This is a genomic window from Sphingobium olei (genome assembly GCF_042678845.1).
GTDB lineage: Bacteria > Pseudomonadota > Alphaproteobacteria > Sphingomonadales > Sphingomonadaceae > Sphingobium > Sphingobium olei.
Map to the genome: position 1 here is coordinate 87,575 of NZ_JBHTLS010000135.1, position 18,504 is coordinate 106,078.

Sequence of the window (18,504 nt, forward strand, 5' to 3'; positions counted from 1 at the left end):
GGGTCGCAATAGTAGATTCAGCTGCTCCTGCGAATCTTTTGCGTTTTACCCGCCGACAGGCTGCGCCACAGCCATTCCACAGGGCCGAAGGCGAAGCGATCCGTCCAGGGCTTGGACCATAGCAGCATCAGCGCCCAGCCACCGATCACGAACAAGGGCAGCAGCGCAGGCCCAACATGGGCGAACAGGCCCAGCCCCCAGCCGTAGAACAGCGCGGTCATGACGAGGCTGGTGCCGAGATAATTGCTGAGCGTCATGCGTCCCGCCGCCGCGAGTCGCGCCATGACCGGACTGCCGGCGTGACGGGCAAGCAGCCACAGGATCAGCGCCGCCCAGCCGACCGTCAGCGGAATGCGGAAGGGCTGCGACCAGGCGAGCGCCACGCCATAGGCTGGCAGGGGGGCAAAGCCGCTCGCCCAGACCCAAAGCGCCATCGCGGCCATCGGCGGCAGGCCGATCAGGAAGCAATGGCGGGCGGTGCGGCGATATTGGTCGGCGTCCCAGCTGCCGGTCAGGAAGCCACCCTTCAGCATCGCCATGCCCAGCAGCATGAAGCCCAGCGTTTCGAAGGCGTTGAACAGGAATCCCCACAGCCATTCGCCGGGGAAGGCCGCAACCTTCATGGCGAGGATGCCAGTGAAGCCGCCGCGATAGGTCGCGATCTCGTGCAGCGTCGCAGGGCTGGCGGGATCGCTCAGCGTATCCATGAAGGCCTGGAAGCCATCGCGCGTGGCGGCGCTGGCGTCTGGCGCGGCGGCGGCGCTCCCCCGCAGATAGAGGCTCGCGACGAAGGCGGCCATCAGCAGGAACTGAATCAGGAAGCAGAGGAAGGCGCGCTTGACCAGCGCCAGCGGTTCCAAGCCCACAAAGAGCAGCGCGAACAGGCCGACAATGGCATAAATGCGCAAGATGTCGCCCCACCAGAGCAGGAAGACATGCGCGCAGCCGATGACGAACAGCCAGGCCAGCCGGATCATCTGGGTCCGCCGCCCGTCGCGGCCGGCCATTTCCTCCCTGTCGATCAGCATCAGCATGGACGCGCCGAACAGCAGGGCGAAAAGGCCGCGCATCTTGCCGTCCACCAGGATCAGGCTGGCCGCCCAGAAGGCGATGTCGCCCGGCGATAGCGGTCCGGCGACGGCGGGGTTGAAATAGGCGCTCTGCGGCAGGGCAAAGGCGGTGATGTTCATCCACAGGATACCGAGCACCGCGCAGCCGCGCAGCACGTCCATGGCGGTTATGCGGGGGGATGCGGTCATGCGACGATGCTTTCCTGCTTCGGCCGGGAGGGCTGGCGGTGTTCGGACGCGCCTAGCCTTTTTATCCGGCGTGAAAAGGCCCTTGTGCTTCATCGCCGCATTTTACAAGGCGGGTAGGTGACCCGCCAACCCGCCCTGATGCAGCCATGACCGATACGCGCAAGCAGCGGATCAGCGACGCGTTCGGCGCGGCGGCGGCGCACTATGAGGCGCATGCCGGTCCGCAGCGCTTCGCAGCCGGGCTCGTCGCCGATCTTGCCCAGCGGCAGCATCCGGGCGGGGAGGGGGCGGGCGGCGCGCCGCGCATATTGGAGATAGGCTGCGGCACGGGCTTGCTGACGCGCGACATCCAGGCGCGCTGGCCCGCGGCGGACCTGACCGCGACCGACATCTCGCCGGGGATGCTGGCGCAGGCGGCGGCGCAGGGCCGGGTGGCCGGCACCTTCCTGACGATGGATGGCGAGGATCCGGCGTTCGACGGGCCATGGTTCGACCTCATCCTCTCCAGCCTTGCCTTCCAGTGGTTCGACGACCTGCCGGCCGCCGTCGCCCGGCTGGCAGGATTGTTGCGGCCCGGCGGCAGCCTGATCTTTTCCACCATGGGGCGGGGCAGTTTCATGGGCTGGCGCGCGGCGCACGACGCCTGCGGCCTGCCGTGCGGCGTGCCGCTCTATCCGACGCTGGACGGGTTGCGGGCGATGCTGGCGGACCATGGCGATGCCTTCGCCTTCGACGAGGAGGTGGCGATCGAGGGCCAGGGCGCGCGGGCGCTGCTGGCGCATCTGAAGGGCATCGGCGCGGTCGTGCCCGACGAAGGGCGCGCGCCGCTGTCCGCCGGGCAGTTGCGGCGCGTGATGCAGGCCTATGACGCCGCCGGGGGGCAGGATCGCTATCAGCTGCTGTTCGGCCGCGTGACGCGCTGAGGGCGGGGATTGCGCCCCGGCGGGCCGCATGCAATGCCGCCAAGATGACGACCGGATTTTCCCTTCGCCCCGCCACGACCGACGATGTGACCGCGCTCGCCGCGCTCAAGCTGGCGGCCTTTCGCGAAACCTTCCTCGACGGGTTCGGCGTGCCCTATCCGCCCGCCGACCTCGCCCGGTTCGAAGCGGAGAGCTATGGCGAGGAGAAGGTGGCGGGGGAGATTGCCGATCTCACCCATGCGACATGGTTGGTGGAGGATGGCGGGCACCTGCTGGCCTATGCGCATGTGGGACCGTGCAAGCTGCCCCATCCCGAAGCCAGTGCCGACGAGGGCGAACTATACCAGATATACGCGCTCAACGCCGCGCAGGGCCGGGGTGCGGGGCGCGCGCTGCTGGACGTGGCGCTCGACTGGCTGGGGACGCATATGCCGGGGCCGGTGTGGCTGGGCGTCTGGTCGGGCAACGCGCGGGCGCAGGCCGTCTATGCCAAGCGCGGCTTTGCCAAGGTCGGCGAATATGGCTTCCCGGTCGGCGACTGGACCGACCATGAATTTATCTATCGCCGGCCCTGATCGCCCTTAAAGCTCGCCGCCCATCAGCGCGGGGAAGAAGCCTTCATGCGCGGCGCGCAGGTCCGCCAGCGGCACGCCGGCCACGGCATCGCCGCCCACCGTGCCGATCCGTACCGCGCCCTCGATCTCCACCCCCGGCGCGGTGGTGACGATGTAGCGGCCCTGATCCTCGCCAAAGGCGCTTGCGGGCGTGAAGGCGGTGAGGGTTTCCGCGCCGATATTGCCGGCGAGCGCCATTTCGGCAATCGCGACCAGCAGCCCGCCGTCGGAAATGTCGTGAACTGCGGTCGCCGTGCCGTCCGCGATAAGCGCACGGACGAGATCGGCATTGGCGCGTTCGGCCGCCAGGTCGACCTTGGGCGCGTCGCCCGCTTCGCGGCCCGCGATCTCGCGCAGCCAGATGGATTGGCCCAGATGCGATCCTTCGCCGCCGATCAGCCAGATGGCGTCGCCCGCCGTCTTGAAAGCGACCGTCGCCATCACGTCCACATCCGCCAGCAGGCCGATGCCGCCGATCGCAGGCGTGGGCAGGATGGCCGATCCGCCGCCGGTCGCCTTGCTCTCATTGTAGAGCGACACGTTGCCCGACACGATCGGGAAGTCCAGCGCGCGGCAGGCGTCACCCATGCCGTCGAGGCAGCCGGTCAGCTGCGCCATGATCTCGGGCCGCTGGGGGTTGGCGAAATTGAGGCAGTTGGTGACGGCGAGCGGGGTCGATCCCACCGCCGACAGGTTGCGGTAGCATTCCGCGATCGCCTGCTTGCCGCCCTCATAGGGATCGGCATAGCAATAGCGCGGCGTGCAGTCGGTGCTTATCGCGATCCCCTTGCGCGTGCCATGGACGCGCACGACCGCCGCGTCGCCGCCGGGGCGCTGCACCGTGTCCGCGCCGACCATATGGTCATATTGTTCCCAGATCCACCGGCGGCTGGCGATGTCCGGGGAGGCCATCAGCGTCAGCAGGTCGGCGCCGACATTGGCGCTCTGCGGCAGGTCGCCCAGCGGCTCGACCTTCGCCCAGGCCTTATAGTCCTCGCGCGACAGCGAGGGGCGATCGTAGAGCGGCGCGTCGTCGGCCAGCGGGGCAAGCGGAATGTCGCACACCGTTTCGCCCTTGTGGACCAGCACCATGCGGCCGGTGTCGGTGACATGGCCGATGACCGCGAAGTCCAGCTCCCACTTGCGGAAGATCGCCTCGGCGAAATCCTCCTTGCCGGGCTGGAGCACCATGAGCATCCGCTCCTGGCTTTCCGACAGCATCATCTCGTAGGCGGTCATGCCGGTCTCGCGCTGCGGCACGTCGTCCATGTTGAGTTCGATGCCGACGCCGCCCTTGGACGCCATCTCGACACTGGAAGAGGTGAGGCCGGCCGCGCCCATGTCCTGAATGGCGACGATGGCGTCGGACGCCATCAGTTCCAGGCACGCTTCGATCAGCAGCTTTTCCGTAAAGGGATCGCCCACCTGCACGGTCGGGCGCTTTTCCTCGCTGTCCTCGCCGAAATCGGCCGACGCCATGGTTGCGCCGTGGATGCCGTCGCGCCCGGTCTTCGATCCCACATAGACGATCGGATTGCCGACGCCCGACGCCGCCGAATAGAAGATCTTGTCGGTGTCCGCGACGCCCACGGTCATGGCGTTGACCAGGATGTTGCCGTCATAAGCCGGGTGGAAATTCACCTCGCCCCCCACGGTCGGCACGCCCACGCAATTGCCGTAGCCGCCGATGCCGTGCACCACGCCGCTGATCAGGTGGCGCATCTTGGGATGATCCGGCCGGCCGAAACGCAGCGCGTTCATATTGGCGATCGGCCGCGCGCCCATGGTGAAGACGTCGCGCAAAATGCCGCCCACGCCGGTCGCCGCACCCTGATAGGGTTCGATATAGCTCGGGTGGTTGTGGCTCTCCATCTTGAAGATCGCGGCCTGACCGTCTCCGATGTCTACCACGCCCGCATTTTCGCCGGGGCCGCAGATGACCTGCGGGCCGGTGGTGGGCAGCTTCTTGAGGTGGATGCGGCTGGATTTATAGCTGCAATGTTCCGACCACATGACCGAGAAGATGCCGAGTTCGGTCAGGTTGGGTTCCCGCCCGAGCGCGTTCAGGACGCGATCATATTCTTCCCGAGAGAGGCCATGTTCGGCGACGGTTTCCGGGGTGATGGCGTGGGTCTTTTGGGGCGCGGTGCTGGACATGCCCGCGCCTTTAGCGGCGGCTGGCGGTAAGGGCAATGGCGGCCATGGCCGCGCGGCGGCGAACGAGGCGCAAAAAAAAGACCCGCCCGGAAGGCGGGTCATGCTAGGGGGCCTATGAATGCGTTTAGTCGGCAGCGTCTTCCACCGCCTTGCCTGCGCTCTGCACGTCCTTGCCTGCGCCCTCGACGGTATTGCATGCCGCAACCATCAGCGAGCCGGTGAGCAGCAGCGCGGCCAGAATCTTCTTCGTCATCGAAAACCTCCTCAAAAACAGACGAAGGCAAGAACCCGCGCCAGCAGCTTCCGTTCCGCGACCGAAAAGAAGAAAGAATTCAGATATTTGAGCGCCCAAAAAAGTCTGAGCCCGGAACGCGTCGGGGGGGGAGACGTTCCGGGCTCATATTTTGCGGATAGCAAGAGCGGGGGGCAAAAGATTTGCTATCCGAAGTGTAGAACCCGCAAAGCCGCAAAAGGGTTCCGGCGCGCGCGATAAAAAAGTGCTTTTTATTGTCGAGCTATCCCAACGACTTGGCTGGTTACGACAATCTTCACTGAAGAAAATCAGATCAGCGGCCGGCCGCTGTTGCGATATTCCGGGCGAATGGTCGATTGAGGCAGGCCGTCCTGCGCCGGCGGGGGAGCAGGCGAGGCCCATCCGGCCGAGGCCGACGGCGAGATAGAGGGAGTAGCGGGACGCGTAACGGTGCCGGCGAGCATCTCGGACGGTGCGACCGGCCTGACCGGCCAGGATGTGCGTGCTGGTCCCGACAGGCTTTCATAACCCCGATAGACGGCGTTGAAGGCCGCCGCCGACCCGTTGAGGCCGAGATTGCGGTAGAAGATGTGGGCACCGATCACCGCCACCGGCCGCAGGCTGGACGACCAGTCCGGCCGCACCGCCAGCGTATGGTAATGGGTCGCAAGGCCGACCGGCGCATAGACATGGCCGGCCAGCGCCTCCTGCGCGACGCGGCGTGCGCGGACCCAGGCGGAGGGCAGGGGCGTGCGCGCCATCGACCCGTCGCAGCTGAACGTGAACTGGCACCGATAGTCGGCTCGTTCCGACCCCTGATAGACGACGCCGCACACGCTGCCGGGCCAGAGCGGGTTGCGCACGCGGTTGAGCACGACCTGCGCGACGGCGCGCTGCCCGTCCTCCGGCTCGTTGCCCGCCTCATAATAGATGGCCGATGTCAGGCAGTTGAGCGCCCGATAGCGGTCGATCGCGGTCAGGCCTTGAAAGCGGGCGGACGGGGCGGCGCTGACGCTGTCCAGCCCCAGCACATGCTGCGACCGCAGCGTTTCGGTGCCCGGCGCGGGATCGAACGCGCCTTCTGCAAAGAAGAAGGCGGAGCCGGGGAAATTGTCGCCCGGCTGCTCAGCCGGATCGATCGCCGTTGCCGCCTCGCCGCCGTTCAGCAGATCGAGCGGCGCGGCGGTGATGAGGCGCGGCGCGAGCAGCCCCAGCAGCGCGGCGAGCAGGATCAGGCTCCGGCCGGCCCAATTGCCGCGCCGGCCCGCGCCGCCCGCTTCCAAAGATCGCCCGCCTACGCGCATGTCGCTCCCGTCACGGCCCGTCGCCGCATGAAGGCGCGCCCTACATCAGTTCCGCTTTGATTTCCTTACCCGATTCCGGGCTGTGCCGATGTGGGACGGGCGCAATCGCAAAGGTTAAAATCCAGCCTTTGTCGCTTCCATCATTCGCTTGCTTGGCAAAGGGCGGCGGGGTCCGCTATGCGAAGCGCCATGCTGCTTCACCCTGATAGCCTCTCGCTCATCGGCAACACCCCGCTGGTGCGCCTCGCCGGCCCGTCGCAGGACACCGGCTGCGACATCTACGCCAAATGCGAATTCGCCAACCCCGGCGCGTCGGTCAAGGACCGGGCGGCGCTGTTCATCGTCAACGATGCCGAGGAAAAGGGGCTGTTGAAGCCCGGCGGGACGATCGTGGAGGGCACGGCCGGAAACACCGGCATCGGTCTTGCCCTCGTCGCCAATGCCAAGGGGTACAAGACGATCATCGTCATGCCCGAAACGCAGAGCCGGGAGAAGATGGATACGCTGCGGGCGCTGGGTGCGGAGCTGGTCACGGTGCCGGCCGCCGCCTATTCCAATCCCGGCCATTTCGTCCACACCAGCCGCCGCATCGCGGAAGAGACGGACAATGCGATCTGGGCCAACCAGTTCGACAATATCGCCAACCGCAAGGCGCATATCGTCGGCACGGCCGAAGAAATCTGGACGCAGATGGAAGGCCGGATCGACGGCTTCACCTGCGCGGCGGGCACGGGAGGCACGATCGCGGGCGTTGGCCTTGGCCTCAAGGCGAAGGATGAGGGCATCACCATCGCGCTCAGCGATCCGCACGGCGCGGCGCTGTTCAACTATTATGCCCATGGCGAATTGAAGGCGGAGGGCAATTCGGTGGCCGAAGGCATCGGCCAGGGGCGCATCACCGCCAATCTGGACGGCGCGCCCATCGATACGCAATTCCGCATCTCCGACGAGGACGGGTTGCACTGGGTCAGCCGCCTGTTGAGCGAGGAGGGGCTGTGCCTCGGCCTTTCGTCCGGCATCAACGTGGCGGGCGCCGTCGCGCTGGCAAAGCAGCTTGGTCCGGGCAAGCGGGTCGCGACGATCCTGTGCGACACCGGCTTCCGCTACCTTTCCACGCTCTACAACCGGCAGTGGCTGGAATCTAAGGGCTTGACCGTCTTCCCCTGGCTCGCGCAAAATGGCTGATCGCCGACACGGGTCGCGGCGCAGAGGGACAACAGGGTTGCATGGCTGAAACACCCCGCCGTCAGGAAGGGTTGCAGCGTGTCCAGATCGGCCTCACCGGGCTGGCGGGCGTCGTGCTGCTCGTGGGCCTGGCGAACATCGTGATCGAAAAGGCGCGGCTGGACGACGCTGCGTTGCCGCCGCCGGTGGTGCCGACGCTGACGCAGAACGCGGTCTCGCCCAAGGAGCCGCTGGCTGAACTGGGCGTACAGCCCGCGCCCGAGCAGGCCCCCATCGTCCCCGATCTCCAGCCCGATCCGAACATCCGCAAGCCCATGGACCGCGATCCCGCGCAGCAGCAGAACTGACGCGATGGGACCAGGGCCGGAGCGCTGCCGGTGAAGGCGGCCTGCACGCGATTCCTCTGGCTCTGGCTGCCCTCGCTGGTCCTGTTCCTCGTTGGATTGCACCGCGCGTGGCTGACGGGGCAGGCCGATCCGTTCGACTGGGGCCTGCCCTTGGCTTTCGGGCTGGCGGTGATCGGGACGGTCGCGGCGCGGCGCGGATGGGCCATGTTCGTCTGGGTGGCGCTGGGTAGCGTCGGGACAGCGCTGCTGTTTTGTGCGCGTGCGGCCGTGCGTGCGCCGAACGTGCGGGATGCGGCGGCCTTGCTCGCCATTGGGCTGCTCTCGGTTCTTGGTGGAGCGTTGCTGCGTCGCAAGCCAAGGGCAGCAGGCGTTCTGATGCTTGGGATCGCGGCGCTGCTGCTCTGGCGTGGTCCGGCGCAACCGCTGCGGCCCGTTTCGGATCGGCCTTCACTCGCCGTGATAACGGCGCTTCCCCTCTTCTGGGACGAGATGGGACGAGGCGGACCGCGCGACGCGCCGGTGGTTACGGTCCTGCGGACGCGCTTCGCGGTGATGCCGCTGGACGATCCGCAGCACCTCGCGCGAACGAACGCGCGCCGCCTGCTGCTAGCCCAGCCGCGAGCCATGACCTCTGCGCAACTGGTGGCGATCGATGCATGGGTTCGCGGCGGTGGCATGGCGTTGGTGCTGGCCGATCCGCTGCTGCGCTGGCCGGGCGGATTGCCGCTGGGCGACCGCCGCCGCGCGCCGTCCGTCAGCCCGCTGGGACCACTGTTGTCGCACTGGGGATTTGAACCCGGCGGACAGTTCCAGCCTTCGGAAACCCGCCATTTCATGCCCGATGGCGCGCTCGTGACAATATCGGGGGCGGAACTGCGCGACCATGCGCTGATGGTCGAACGACAGGTGGGAAGGGGGACCGTCCGACTGGTCGGGGACGCCGACCTGCTGGATGACCGATTGTGGCTGGCGGACCCCGCCGGGCCGCTCGACCCCCGCCTCTGGAGCGCGGACACGCCGGCGCTGCTCGTTCGCTGGCTGGACGGGGAGGGGGCGGGCGAGCGCCGCTGGATGCGCGCGCCGGCCGATGTGATCGCGGCGCTGCGCTGGGCGATCGGGACCGGGATTTTCTGGGCGATGCTGGGAATGATGCTGATCGGCCGGGTTGAAATGGGTTGGCGCACAGGAACAAAAAGGGAAAATAACGCGCTGAAATCAGGAGAAAACGGCTGATCCCATTTTTGACCGGCTTTTCCCATGCTCTCCCAAAAAATCCCTTCACAGCCACCCCGATGCTTGGTAAGCAAACCGCATTGGGGTTTTAAGGCGTTGATCAGTTCCGTGGCGTGGGGTCGCACAGGCGATTCCGGCGGCGGGAAGTCTTTGCCCCAAGGAAACAAGGGGCCTGTTCCAGCGTGTCGGACGTCATTCTCTATTCGGGCAACGCGTTCAGCGTCGCGGACGGCAAGGGCCGGTTCGTGCTGCCCCTGGAGATGCGCAAGCTCGTCGCCCAGGCGAGCGGCGGCCAGAACCGCCTCTGCCTTTCGGTCCACATGGACAATGGCTGCGCCACCGGCTTCGGCCTCAGCCACAAGATCCACCTGTTCGAGGAGGTCGAGAAGCTCGAACGCCAGGCCTATGAGGCCGGTCGCCCCTTCAACGCCGATCTGGAGCGCGAGAATCGCCTCGGCACGATCGAGGACGTCAATTTCGACGATGGCGGCCGTTTCTTCCTGCACCCCGATATCAAGGAAGAAGCGCAAATCGACGACGCGATCTTCTTCTATGGCGTCGGCCGCTATTTCCAAATCTGGAAGCCGGAGGCGCTGGTCGCGAGCCCCGACCGGCCGGCGCTGATCCGCAACAAGGTGAAGCGCTGGATCGAAGCGCGCGCGGCAGGAGCGACGAAGTGAGCGCGCCTGCCTCCGCCGCTGCCCCCGAGCCCCATATTTCCGTCCTGCTCGAAGAAGTCCTCGACGCCCTCGCCATCGCCCCGGGCGAGGTGCATGTCGACGGCACTTTCGGCGCGGGCGGCTATGCCAGCGCCATGGCGCGCGCCGGCGCGCGCGTCTTTGCGCTCGATCGCGACCCCGATGCGATCCGCGAGGGGCAGGCGGTGGCGGACGCGCATGGCATCACGCTCATCCCCGGCGAATTTTCCCGCATGGATGCGCTGCTGGCGGAGCGCGGCGTGGACAAGGTGTCGGGCGTCACGCTCGACATCGGCGTCTCCTCCATGCAGCTCGACCGGGCGGAGCGAGGCTTTTCCTTCCAGTCGGACGGCCCGCTCGACATGACGATGGCGCAGGACGGCATGAACGCCGCCGATTTCCTCAACACGGCACCGGAAGAGGAAATCGCGGACGTCATCTATCGCTATGGCGAGGAGCCGCGCTCGCGCCGCGTCGCCCGCGCCATCGTCGATGCGCGCCCGCTGGAGCGCACCGGCCAGCTCGCCGCCGTGGTGCGCCGCGCGCTGGGCTACAAGCCGCATGACAAGAAGGATCCCGCGACCCGCACCTTCCAGGCGATCCGCATCCATGTGAATCGCGAGCTGGAGGAGCTGGAGCGCGGACTCGAAGCGGCCGAGGCGCTGCTGGAGGAAGGCGGCCGGCTGGCGGTCGTGACCTTCCACAGCCTGGAGGACCGCATCGTCAAGCAGTTCCTGCGCAACCGCAGCGGTGGGGAAGGGGCGGGATCGCGTCACCTGCCCCAGCGCGCCGATGGTCCCGCGCCCACCTTCGCCAAGCCCGCCAAGGCGGTGCGCCCGGGCGAGGCCGAACTGGCGCGCAACCCCCGCGCCCGCTCCGCCACGCTGCGCAGCGCCGTCCGCACTGCCGCCCCATCCCCCTCCGCCCGGAGTGCCCGCGCATGATCGCCGTCAAGAGGTTGCAGAGCCTGATCTGGGTGATCCTGGTCGCGCTGGGGGCGCTTGGGGCCTATATGGTGTCGCTGAAGGTCGCGACCGAGCGTAACGAGCTGATGAAGGTGCGCGCGCAGATCGCCCGGGCGAAGTCCGACATCCGCTATCTGGAAACGGAATTCAGCGCCCGCGCCTCCATGCGGCAGCTGGAAAGCTGGAACCAGCACGACTTCCTCTATGCGACTCCGACCGCGCAGCAATATCTGGGCGGGGAACAGGCGCTGGCCCATCTCGAAGGGGTGCAGCCCAACGGCCCGGACTATGTTGCGCCGCCCGTCATGGTTGCCATGGTGCAGACGCCCGCCGACCTGCCCGCCGCCACGCAGAAGGCGCCCGAAAGCCCTGCCGCCGCACAGATCCGCAGCGATATCGCCGTGATCCGCGAAGCCCATGCCGCCGACAATGTCGACAAGTTGCCCCGGCCCGCTCGTTCCACCCCGGCGAGCCAGGCCAGAGCCGACGCCGACCTGTCGCGGCCCAACCCGGTCGCACGCAAGGCGGAACGGATGGCGATGCTCGACGCCAAGCTGCTGGACGACAGCACATTGGGGGATCTGACCGCGAAGGCGGCGCGTGAAAAGCGCAAGGAGGCGCGCTGATGGCCACGATCATCGTCCAGCCGGGCGGCCCCCGCGCCGGGCATCAGCGGGTCGATCTGACCGCGATCGCCCATAACCGGCTGATGCTCCTGCTGCTGATGTTCCTGGGCATCACCGCCATCGTGATCTGCCGGCTCCTGTGGGTCGGCATTTTCGCGCATGGCGCGTCGGGCGACGATGCCCTCGCCGGTTTCCTGCCGGCCCGCGCCGACATCGTCGACCGCAACGGCGTGCCGCTGGCGCGCACGATGGATGCCTATTCCATCGCGGTGCGCCCGTCAAAGCTGATCGGCGAGCCCGCCGAGATCGCGCGCAAGCTGCACGAGATATTTCCCGACGAGCCGGAGACCGCTTTCTACAAGAAGCTGACCGGGCGGGGATGGGCCTATCTGCGCCGCCGCGCGCTGCCGGAGGAAGTGGCGGCGGTCAACGCGCTGGGCGAGATCGGCATTGAATTCCCGCGCGAGAAGGAGCGCCTCTATCCGCAGCGCACACTGGCCGCGCATGTGCTTGGCTTCGCGCCCAATGCCGAAGGGCAGGGCGGCATGGGCGTGGAGGCCGCGTTCAACGACCGGCTGATCGACCCGGCGCAGCGCGGCCGGCCGTTCGCCCTGTCGATCGACAGCCGGGTGCAGGGCGCGCTGGAAAGCGAACTCTACGCGCAGCTGGTGCAGACCAACGCCAAGGGCGCGGGCGGCATCATCATGGACGCCAACACCGGCGAGATCATCGCCATGGCGTCCATTCCCGTCTTCGATCCCAACAAGCTGCAGAATTATGCGGGCAAGCGGTGCAGCGAATCGCCGCTCTGCAACCATATGGTGCAGGCGCGGTACGAACTGGGTTCCTCCTTCAAGCCGCTGTCGATCGCGGCGGCGATGGACGCGGGCGTCGTCACGTCGATGAGCAAGCGTTATGACGCGACCGCGCCGCTGCCCATCGGCGGCTTCCGCATCAAGGACGACCATCCGCTCGGCCGCTGGATCAACGTGCCCGAAATCCTGGTACACAGCTCCAACATCGGCACCGCCCGCATCGCCGACGAAATGGGCGCGGCACCGCTCCAGAAACTGTTCCGCAGCCTCGATTTCGACCAGCGCGCGCCGATCGAATTCCACGAGCGCGCCGCCGGCCTGTGGCCGTCCAACTGGGGTCGCATCACCAGCATGACGACCTCCTACGGTCATGGCATCGCGGTGACGCCGCTGCATCTGGCGGCGGCCTATGCCGCGCTGGTCAACGGCGGCATCTGGCGGCCCGCCACCGTCCGCAAGCTCGATCCCGACGCCGTGCCGGAGGGCCGCCGCGTCTTTTCCGCCGCCACCAGCGCGCGGATGCGCCAACTGTTGCGGATGATCGTTGCGGCAGGTACAGGGCGTAGCGCCGACGCCAAGGGATTCCGGGTGGGCGGCAAGACGGGTTCCGCCGAAAAGCCCCAGGAAGGGCGCTACAACAAGACTTCGCTGGTGACGACTTTCGCTTCTGCTTTCCCGATGGACAATCCCCGCTACGTCGTGGTCGCGATCATGGACGAGGCGACGGGCCAATATGGCCTGCGCACCGCCGCCTGGACCGCTGCGCCCGTGGTGAAGCGCGTGGTCGAGCGGGTCGGGCCGATGCTGGGCGTCATGCCGGACGAGCAGCGCGACGTCGATATCTCGGATCTCATGCCGCTGCTGCACGGCGACAAGGAGAAGGAATGATGCGCCTCGGGTCGCTCATCGAGGGGCTGGACGTCGAGGCCGGTGGCAGCGCTGGCCTCGAGTCGTCCGTAACGGGTTTCGCCATCGACAATCGCAAGGTCGCGCCCGGCACCGTCTTCGGCGCGTTCCAGGGGCTGCGCGTCAATGGCGAGGATTATATTTCCGATGCTGTGAAGGCGGGCGCGGTGGCGGTCGTGGCCCGGCCGGAAGCGAAGGTGGAGGGCGCGCTCCACATCGCCCATGCCAATCCCCGTCGCCTGTTTGCGCTGATGGCCGCGCGCTATTTCGCGCCGTTTCCGGACGTCACGGTCGCCGTCACCGGCACCAACGGCAAGACCAGCACGGTGGAACTGACCCGCCAATTGTGGCGGATGCTGGGGCACAAGTCGGCCTCGATCGGCACGTTGGGGGTCACCACCTCGGTCGATCAGGTGTCGACCGGCCTCACCACGCCGGACATTGTCACTTTCCTCGCCAACATGTCGGGCCTCAAGCGCGAGGGCATCACCCATGCCGCGTTCGAGGCGTCCAGCCACGGCCTCGACCAGTATCGTACCGAAGGGTTGCCGGTGATGGCGGGCGCCTTCACCAACCTGTCGCGCGACCATCTCGACTATCATGGCGACATGGACGCCTATTTCGATGCCAAGATGCGGCTGTTCGACGAGGTCGTGAACGCCGATGGCCACGCGGTGATCTGGGCGGACGATGCGTGGTCCGACAAGGCGATCCAGCGCGCTACGAAGCGGGGGCTTCGTGTGCTGAGCGTCGGGGTGCAGGGGCAGGGCTTGCGCCTTGCCAACCGCACCCCGACCCAGTTGGGCCAGACGCTGGAGATCGAGGCGGCCCAGGAATTTGGCGGCAAGGCCTACAAGGTCAACCTGCCGCTGATCGGCGCTTATCAGGCGGCGAACGCGCTGACGGCGGCTGGGTTGGTGATTGCCACGGGCGGCGATACGGCAAAAGTGCTGGAACTGCTGGGCCGGGTACAGCCGGTGCGCGGTCGGCTGGAGCGCGCCGTCATCACGCGGGCGGGCGCGCCGGTCTATGTCGATTATGCCCATACGCCCGATGGCCTGCGCGCCGCGATCGAGGCGCTGCGGCCGCATACGCGCGGGCGGCTCATCACCCTGTTCGGCGCGGGCGGGGACCGCGACGCGGGCAAGCGGCCGCTGATGGGCAAGGTCGCGGCCGACCTGTCCGACCATGTGATCGTGACCGACGACAATCCGCGTTCGGAGGAACCCTCCGCGATCCGCGCCGCCGTGATGGCGGGCGCTCCTGGTGCGGAGGAAATCGGCGGCCGCCGCGCCGCCATCGCGGCCGCCATAGCCCAGGCGGGCGGGGACGACATCGTCCTGCTGGCGGGCAAGGGGCATGAGCAGGGCCAGATCATCGGAGACCGGGTGCTGCCCTTCGATGATGTGACCGTGGCGCGGGAATGCGCGGGGTGAGCGACCTATGGACCTCGGCCGAGATCGCTGAAGCCACGGGCGGCGCCGCGTCGGCGCCGTTCGCCGTTTCGGGCGTCGCGTTCGACAGCCGGGAAGTCGGCCCCGGTGACCTGTTCGTCGCGATGAAGGGCGAGACCACGGACGGCCATCGGTTCGTGGACAAGGCGTTCGGGCAAGGCGCGGCGGGCACCATCGTCAGTGAGGCGGTCGATCATCCCCATATCCTCGTCCCCGACAGCGCCGCCGCGCTCGAAGCGCTGGGCATGGCGTCGCGCAGGCGGATGCAGGGCAAGGTGATCGGCGTCACAGGATCGGTCGGCAAGACGGGCACGAAGGAAGCGCTGTTCCTGTCGCTGGAGCGCGCCGCGCCGGACGCGGTTCACCGGTCGGTCAAAAGCTACAACAATCATGTCGGCGTGCCCTTGAGCCTGTCGCGCATGCCGCGCGACAGCGCCTATGGCGTGTTCGAAATGGGCATGAACCACGCCGGCGAACTGGCCGTGCTGACGCGGCAGGTGCGGCCCCATGTCGCCATCGTCACCGCGATCGCGCCCGCCCATATCGAATTTTTCGGCACCGAGGAAAAGATCGCGCAGGCGAAGGCAGAAATCTTCGAGGGGCTGGAGCCGGGCGGCACCGCGATCATCCCCTATGACAGCCCGCATGTCGCGACGCTCTATGCCAAGGCGGAGCGGCATGCCGCGCACATCCTGACCTTTGGCATGAGCGAAGGCGCAGACGTCCGCGCGCTCGACGTGGTGCCGGCGCCCAATGGCGGCAGCATCGTGACGGCGACGCTTCCCCACGCGGACATCTGCTTCACCGTCGCCGCGCCGGGCGACCATTGGGTGTCGAACGCACTGGCCGTGCTGGCGGCGGTGGAAGCGGTGGGCGGCGATCTGGCCGCAGCCGGCCTTGCGCTCGCGGAAATGCCGGGCCTTCCCGGAAGGGGCGCGCGCCGCATCCTGCCGGTCGAAGGCGGCGAAGCGCTGCTGATCGACGAAAGCTACAACGCCAATCCGCTGTCGATGGCGGCCACCCTGAAACAGCTTGGGCGCGAGAAGGCGGGGCGCCGCATCGCCATCCTGGGCGGAATGCGCGAACTGGGCGACCAGAGCGCCAGTCTCCATGCCGGCCTGGCCGAGCCGCTGGAAGGCGCGCAGGTCGATTATGCCATCCTTGTGGGCAAGGAAATGGAGCCGCTCGCCAGCGCCCTTGGCGGCGCATTGCCCCACGCTTATGTGCCCGACACGGCGGCTGCCATCCCCCTTATCCAGACCGAAATGCGCGCGGGCGATGCGATCCTGGTCAAGGGCTCGAACGGGGTGGGCCTGTCCCGCCTCGTCGCTGCCCTTGCCGACGCCGCGCGCGACGGAGATACGAACTGATGCTCTACTGGCTTGCCCAGACGCTCGATTTCGCGGGGGTGTTCAACCTCATCCGCTACCTGTCCTTCCGCGCCGGCGCGTCCATCGCGACGGCGCTGCTGATCGGCCTCGTCATCGGCCCCCGCTTCATCGGCTGGCTGCGCGTGCGGCAGGGCAAGGGGCAGCCGATCCGCGACGACGGCCCGCAAAGCCACCTCGCCAAGCGCGGCACGCCCACCATGGGCGGCCTCATGATTCTGACGTCGATGGTGGCGTCCGTGCTGCTGTGGATGGACCTTTCCTCCATCTATGTCTGGGCCTGTTTGTTCGTGACGCTGGGTTTCGGCGCGATCGGATTTCTCGACGATTATGACAAGGTGACGAAGGCCAGCCACAAGGGGCTGTCGGGCAAGGCGCGGCTGGCCGCCGAATTCCTGATCGCGGGGATCGCGGCATGGATGATCGTCCACAGCCACGGCAACACCGCGCTCTACGTGCCCTTCTACAATGGTCCTGCGATCGAGCTTGGCCCCTTCTATTTCTGCTTCGCGGCCTTCGTCATCGTGGCGTTCGGCAACGCTGTGAACCTGACCGATGGCCTCGACGGCCTCGCCACCATGCCGGTCATCATCGCCAGCCTTGCCTTCCTGCTGATCGTCTATCTGGTCGGTCGCGCGGACTTTGCTGAATATCTGGGCATTCCGCATGTGCCGGGGGCGGGCAACCTCGTCATCCTGTGCGGCGCGATCATCGGTGCTGGCCTTGCTTTCCTCTGGTTCAACGCGCCGCCCGCCGCCGTCTTCATGGGCGACACCGGCTCCCTCGCGCTGGGCGGCACGATCGGCGTGATCGCCGTCACCGCGCATCATGAGATCGTGCTGGGGATCATCGGCGGCCTCTTCGTTGTGGAAGCGATGAGCGTCATCATCCAGGTCTTCTTCTACAAGCGCACCGGCAAGCGCGTGTTCAAGATGGCGCCGATCCACCATCACTTCGAACAGATGGGCTGGGCCGAACCGACCGTTGTAATCCGATTCTGGATCATCGCCTTCGTGCTGGCGCTCGCCGGCCTCGCGACGTTGAAGCTGCGATGATCGTCAGCAGCGCCTTTGCGGGCAAGAGCTACGCGGTTCTCGGCCTCGCCCGTTCGGGGCTCGCCACGGTGGAGACGCTGGTGGCGAGCGGCGCGCGCGTCGTCGCCTGGGACAGCCGGGAGGAAGCGCGCGCTCTGGTGGAAGCAACGGCCGAACTTGGCGATCCGATGGAGATCGACCTTGCCGGCTTCGATGGCATCGTGGTGTCGCCGGGCGTGCCCCTCAATCGCCACCCCATCGCCATGCGCGCGAAGATCGCCGGCGTCCCCATCATCGGCGACATCGAACTGTTCGCGCTCGCCCGCCCGACTCTCCCGCCGCACAAGGTGGTGGGCATCACCGGCACCAACGGCAAGTCGACCACCACGGCGCTGATCCACCACATCATCAGCCAGGCGGGCCTGCCCACCGTCATGGGCGGCAATATTGGCCTGCCGATCCTCAGCCAGCCGCCGCTGGAGCCGAACCTCAAGGGCGCGGGCGTCTATGTGCTGGAACTGTCGAGCTACCAGATCGACCTGACGCATAGCCTGGATTGCGACGTCGCGGTGCTGCTCAACATCACGCCCGATCATCTCGATCGCTATGACGGATTCGAGGGCTATGTCGCATCCAAGGCGCGGCTGTTCGGGATGCAGTCGCCGGATCATGTCGCGGTGATCGCGACGGAGGATGAGCCGAGTCGGGGGATTGCTCAGGGTTTGAACTCCAGAGTGGTCAAAGTCGCCTCGACCGATATCGATCCCGACGACCAACTTAGCTGGCCCGCTTTGCAGGGGCCGCACAATGCGCAGAATGTGGCTGTCTCGGTCGCTGTCGCACAGGCGCTCGGCATCGACGAAACGACCATCGCCAACGCGCTCGCAAGTTACGCCTCGCTCCCCCACCGGATGCAGGCGGTGGGCACGCGCAACGGCGTCCTCTACGTCAACGACAGCAAGGCGACCAATCCCGCCTCGACCGCGCCCGCGCTCGCCGCCTGGCCGGCGAAGGACGGCAAGGCGCGCATCCACTGGATCGTCGGCGGGCTCGCCAAGACTGATAATCTGGACGAATGCGCGCCGCATTTCGGCAATGTGGCCCACGCCTACACCATCGGCGAAGCGGGCCATATGTTCGCCGATCTGCTGCGCCCGCATATGGCGGTGGATGACAGCGAGATGCTAAGCGCCGCCGTCCGCCGCGCGGCGCGTATCGCCCAGCCGGGCGACATCGTGCTGCTGTCGCCGGCCTGCGCCAGTTTCGACCAGTTCCGTGACTTCGAAGCGCGCGGGGACGCCTTCGTCGCGGCGGTCGAGGCGCTCGAATAGGATCTTATGGGG

Annotated in this window: 17 protein-coding genes; 13 read left to right on the forward strand and 4 right to left on the reverse strand. The window is 67.2% G+C overall.

The features are described 5' to 3' along the window. Positions 1-17: 17 nt before the first annotated feature. The gene (locus ACFQ24_RS20195) at positions 18-1,259 is read right to left on the reverse strand and encodes a DUF418 domain-containing protein (RefSeq protein ID WP_380914554.1); all 1,242 of its coding nucleotides are present in this window, start codon (positions 1,257-1,259) and stop codon (positions 18-20) included. A gap of 146 nt (positions 1,260-1,405) precedes the next feature. Here ACFQ24_RS20195 and ACFQ24_RS20200 point away from each other — a divergent pair, with 146 nt between their 5' ends. Continuing rightward, positions 1,406-2,182, forward strand: a complete 777-nt coding sequence (locus ACFQ24_RS20200) for a methyltransferase domain-containing protein (RefSeq protein WP_380914556.1) — start codon at positions 1,406-1,408, stop codon at positions 2,180-2,182. Positions 2,183-2,226: 44 nt separating this feature from the next. Then, on the forward strand, positions 2,227-2,757 hold the full coding sequence (locus ACFQ24_RS20205; protein ID WP_380914558.1) for a GNAT family N-acetyltransferase: 531 nt from the start codon (positions 2,227-2,229) through the stop codon (positions 2,755-2,757). 6 nt (positions 2,758-2,763) lie between these two features. Here the strand turns inward: ACFQ24_RS20205 and purL are convergent, their stop codons facing one another. The 3 genes from purL to ACFQ24_RS20220 form a co-directional block, all read right to left on the reverse strand. After that, positions 2,764-4,953, reverse strand: coding sequence for a phosphoribosylformylglycinamidine synthase subunit PurL (gene purL / locus ACFQ24_RS20210; RefSeq protein ID WP_380914559.1), 2,190 nt, complete (start codon positions 4,951-4,953; stop codon positions 2,764-2,766). Positions 4,954-5,077: 124 nt separating this feature from the next. Next, positions 5,078-5,206, reverse strand: coding sequence for an entericidin A/B family lipoprotein (locus ACFQ24_RS20215; RefSeq protein WP_328278747.1), 129 nt, complete (start codon positions 5,204-5,206; stop codon positions 5,078-5,080). A gap of 308 nt (positions 5,207-5,514) precedes the next feature. After that, entirely contained in the window at positions 5,515-6,510 is a 996-nt protein-coding gene (locus tag ACFQ24_RS20220; RefSeq protein WP_380914561.1) for a cell wall hydrolase, read from the reverse strand. A gap of 189 nt (positions 6,511-6,699) precedes the next feature. Here ACFQ24_RS20220 and ACFQ24_RS20225 point away from each other — a divergent pair, with 189 nt between their 5' ends. From ACFQ24_RS20225 to murD, 11 genes are all read left to right on the forward strand, one after another. Next, positions 6,700-7,695, forward strand: a complete 996-nt coding sequence (locus tag ACFQ24_RS20225; protein WP_380914563.1) for a cysteine synthase A — start codon at positions 6,700-6,702, stop codon at positions 7,693-7,695. A 41-nt stretch (positions 7,696-7,736) separates the two neighbouring features. Next, complete coding sequence (locus ACFQ24_RS20230; RefSeq protein WP_380914564.1) at positions 7,737-8,042, forward strand: hypothetical protein; 306 nt, start codon at positions 7,737-7,739, stop codon at positions 8,040-8,042. 30 nt (positions 8,043-8,072) lie between these two features. Further along, positions 8,073-9,275 (forward strand): ABC transporter, encoded by a 1,203-nt coding sequence (locus ACFQ24_RS20235; RefSeq protein WP_380914566.1) that lies wholly within the window; start codon positions 8,073-8,075, stop codon positions 9,273-9,275. A gap of 182 nt (positions 9,276-9,457) precedes the next feature. Then, positions 9,458-9,955: a division/cell wall cluster transcriptional repressor MraZ gene (locus tag ACFQ24_RS20240; protein ID WP_380914568.1), complete on the forward strand. Its 498-nt coding sequence runs from the start codon at positions 9,458-9,460 to the stop codon at positions 9,953-9,955. Continuing rightward, positions 9,952-10,917, forward strand: coding sequence for a 16S rRNA (cytosine(1402)-N(4))-methyltransferase RsmH (gene rsmH, locus ACFQ24_RS20245; RefSeq protein WP_380914570.1), 966 nt, complete (start codon positions 9,952-9,954; stop codon positions 10,915-10,917). Before ACFQ24_RS20240 ends, rsmH begins: the two co-directional genes overlap by 4 nt. Then, complete coding sequence (locus ACFQ24_RS20250; RefSeq protein WP_380914572.1) at positions 10,914-11,564, forward strand: colicin transporter; 651 nt, start codon at positions 10,914-10,916, stop codon at positions 11,562-11,564. The genes rsmH and ACFQ24_RS20250 overlap by 4 nt, the downstream gene beginning before the upstream one ends. Next, positions 11,564-13,267: a peptidoglycan D,D-transpeptidase FtsI family protein gene (locus ACFQ24_RS20255; RefSeq protein WP_380914574.1), complete on the forward strand. Its 1,704-nt coding sequence runs from the start codon at positions 11,564-11,566 to the stop codon at positions 13,265-13,267. The genes ACFQ24_RS20250 and ACFQ24_RS20255 overlap by 1 nt, the downstream gene beginning before the upstream one ends. Further along, positions 13,267-14,721, forward strand: coding sequence for a UDP-N-acetylmuramoyl-L-alanyl-D-glutamate--2,6-diaminopimelate ligase (locus ACFQ24_RS20260; RefSeq protein ID WP_380915429.1), 1,455 nt, complete (start codon positions 13,267-13,269; stop codon positions 14,719-14,721). The genes ACFQ24_RS20255 and ACFQ24_RS20260 overlap by 1 nt, the downstream gene beginning before the upstream one ends. After that, positions 14,718-16,109 (forward strand): UDP-N-acetylmuramoyl-tripeptide--D-alanyl-D-alanine ligase, encoded by a 1,392-nt coding sequence (locus ACFQ24_RS20265; RefSeq protein WP_380914576.1) that lies wholly within the window; start codon positions 14,718-14,720, stop codon positions 16,107-16,109. The genes ACFQ24_RS20260 and ACFQ24_RS20265 overlap by 4 nt, the downstream gene beginning before the upstream one ends. Next, positions 16,109-17,182 carry a phospho-N-acetylmuramoyl-pentapeptide-transferase gene (mraY, locus tag ACFQ24_RS20270; RefSeq protein WP_380914578.1) on the forward strand — a complete coding sequence of 358 codons (1,074 nt, stop codon included), beginning with the start codon at positions 16,109-16,111 and terminating at the stop codon, positions 17,180-17,182. The genes ACFQ24_RS20265 and mraY overlap by 1 nt, the downstream gene beginning before the upstream one ends. Beyond that, complete coding sequence (gene murD / locus ACFQ24_RS20275) at positions 17,179-18,492, forward strand: UDP-N-acetylmuramoyl-L-alanine--D-glutamate ligase (protein WP_380914580.1); 1,314 nt, start codon at positions 17,179-17,181, stop codon at positions 18,490-18,492. The genes mraY and murD overlap by 4 nt, the downstream gene beginning before the upstream one ends. Positions 18,493-18,504: the final 12 nt, after the last annotated feature.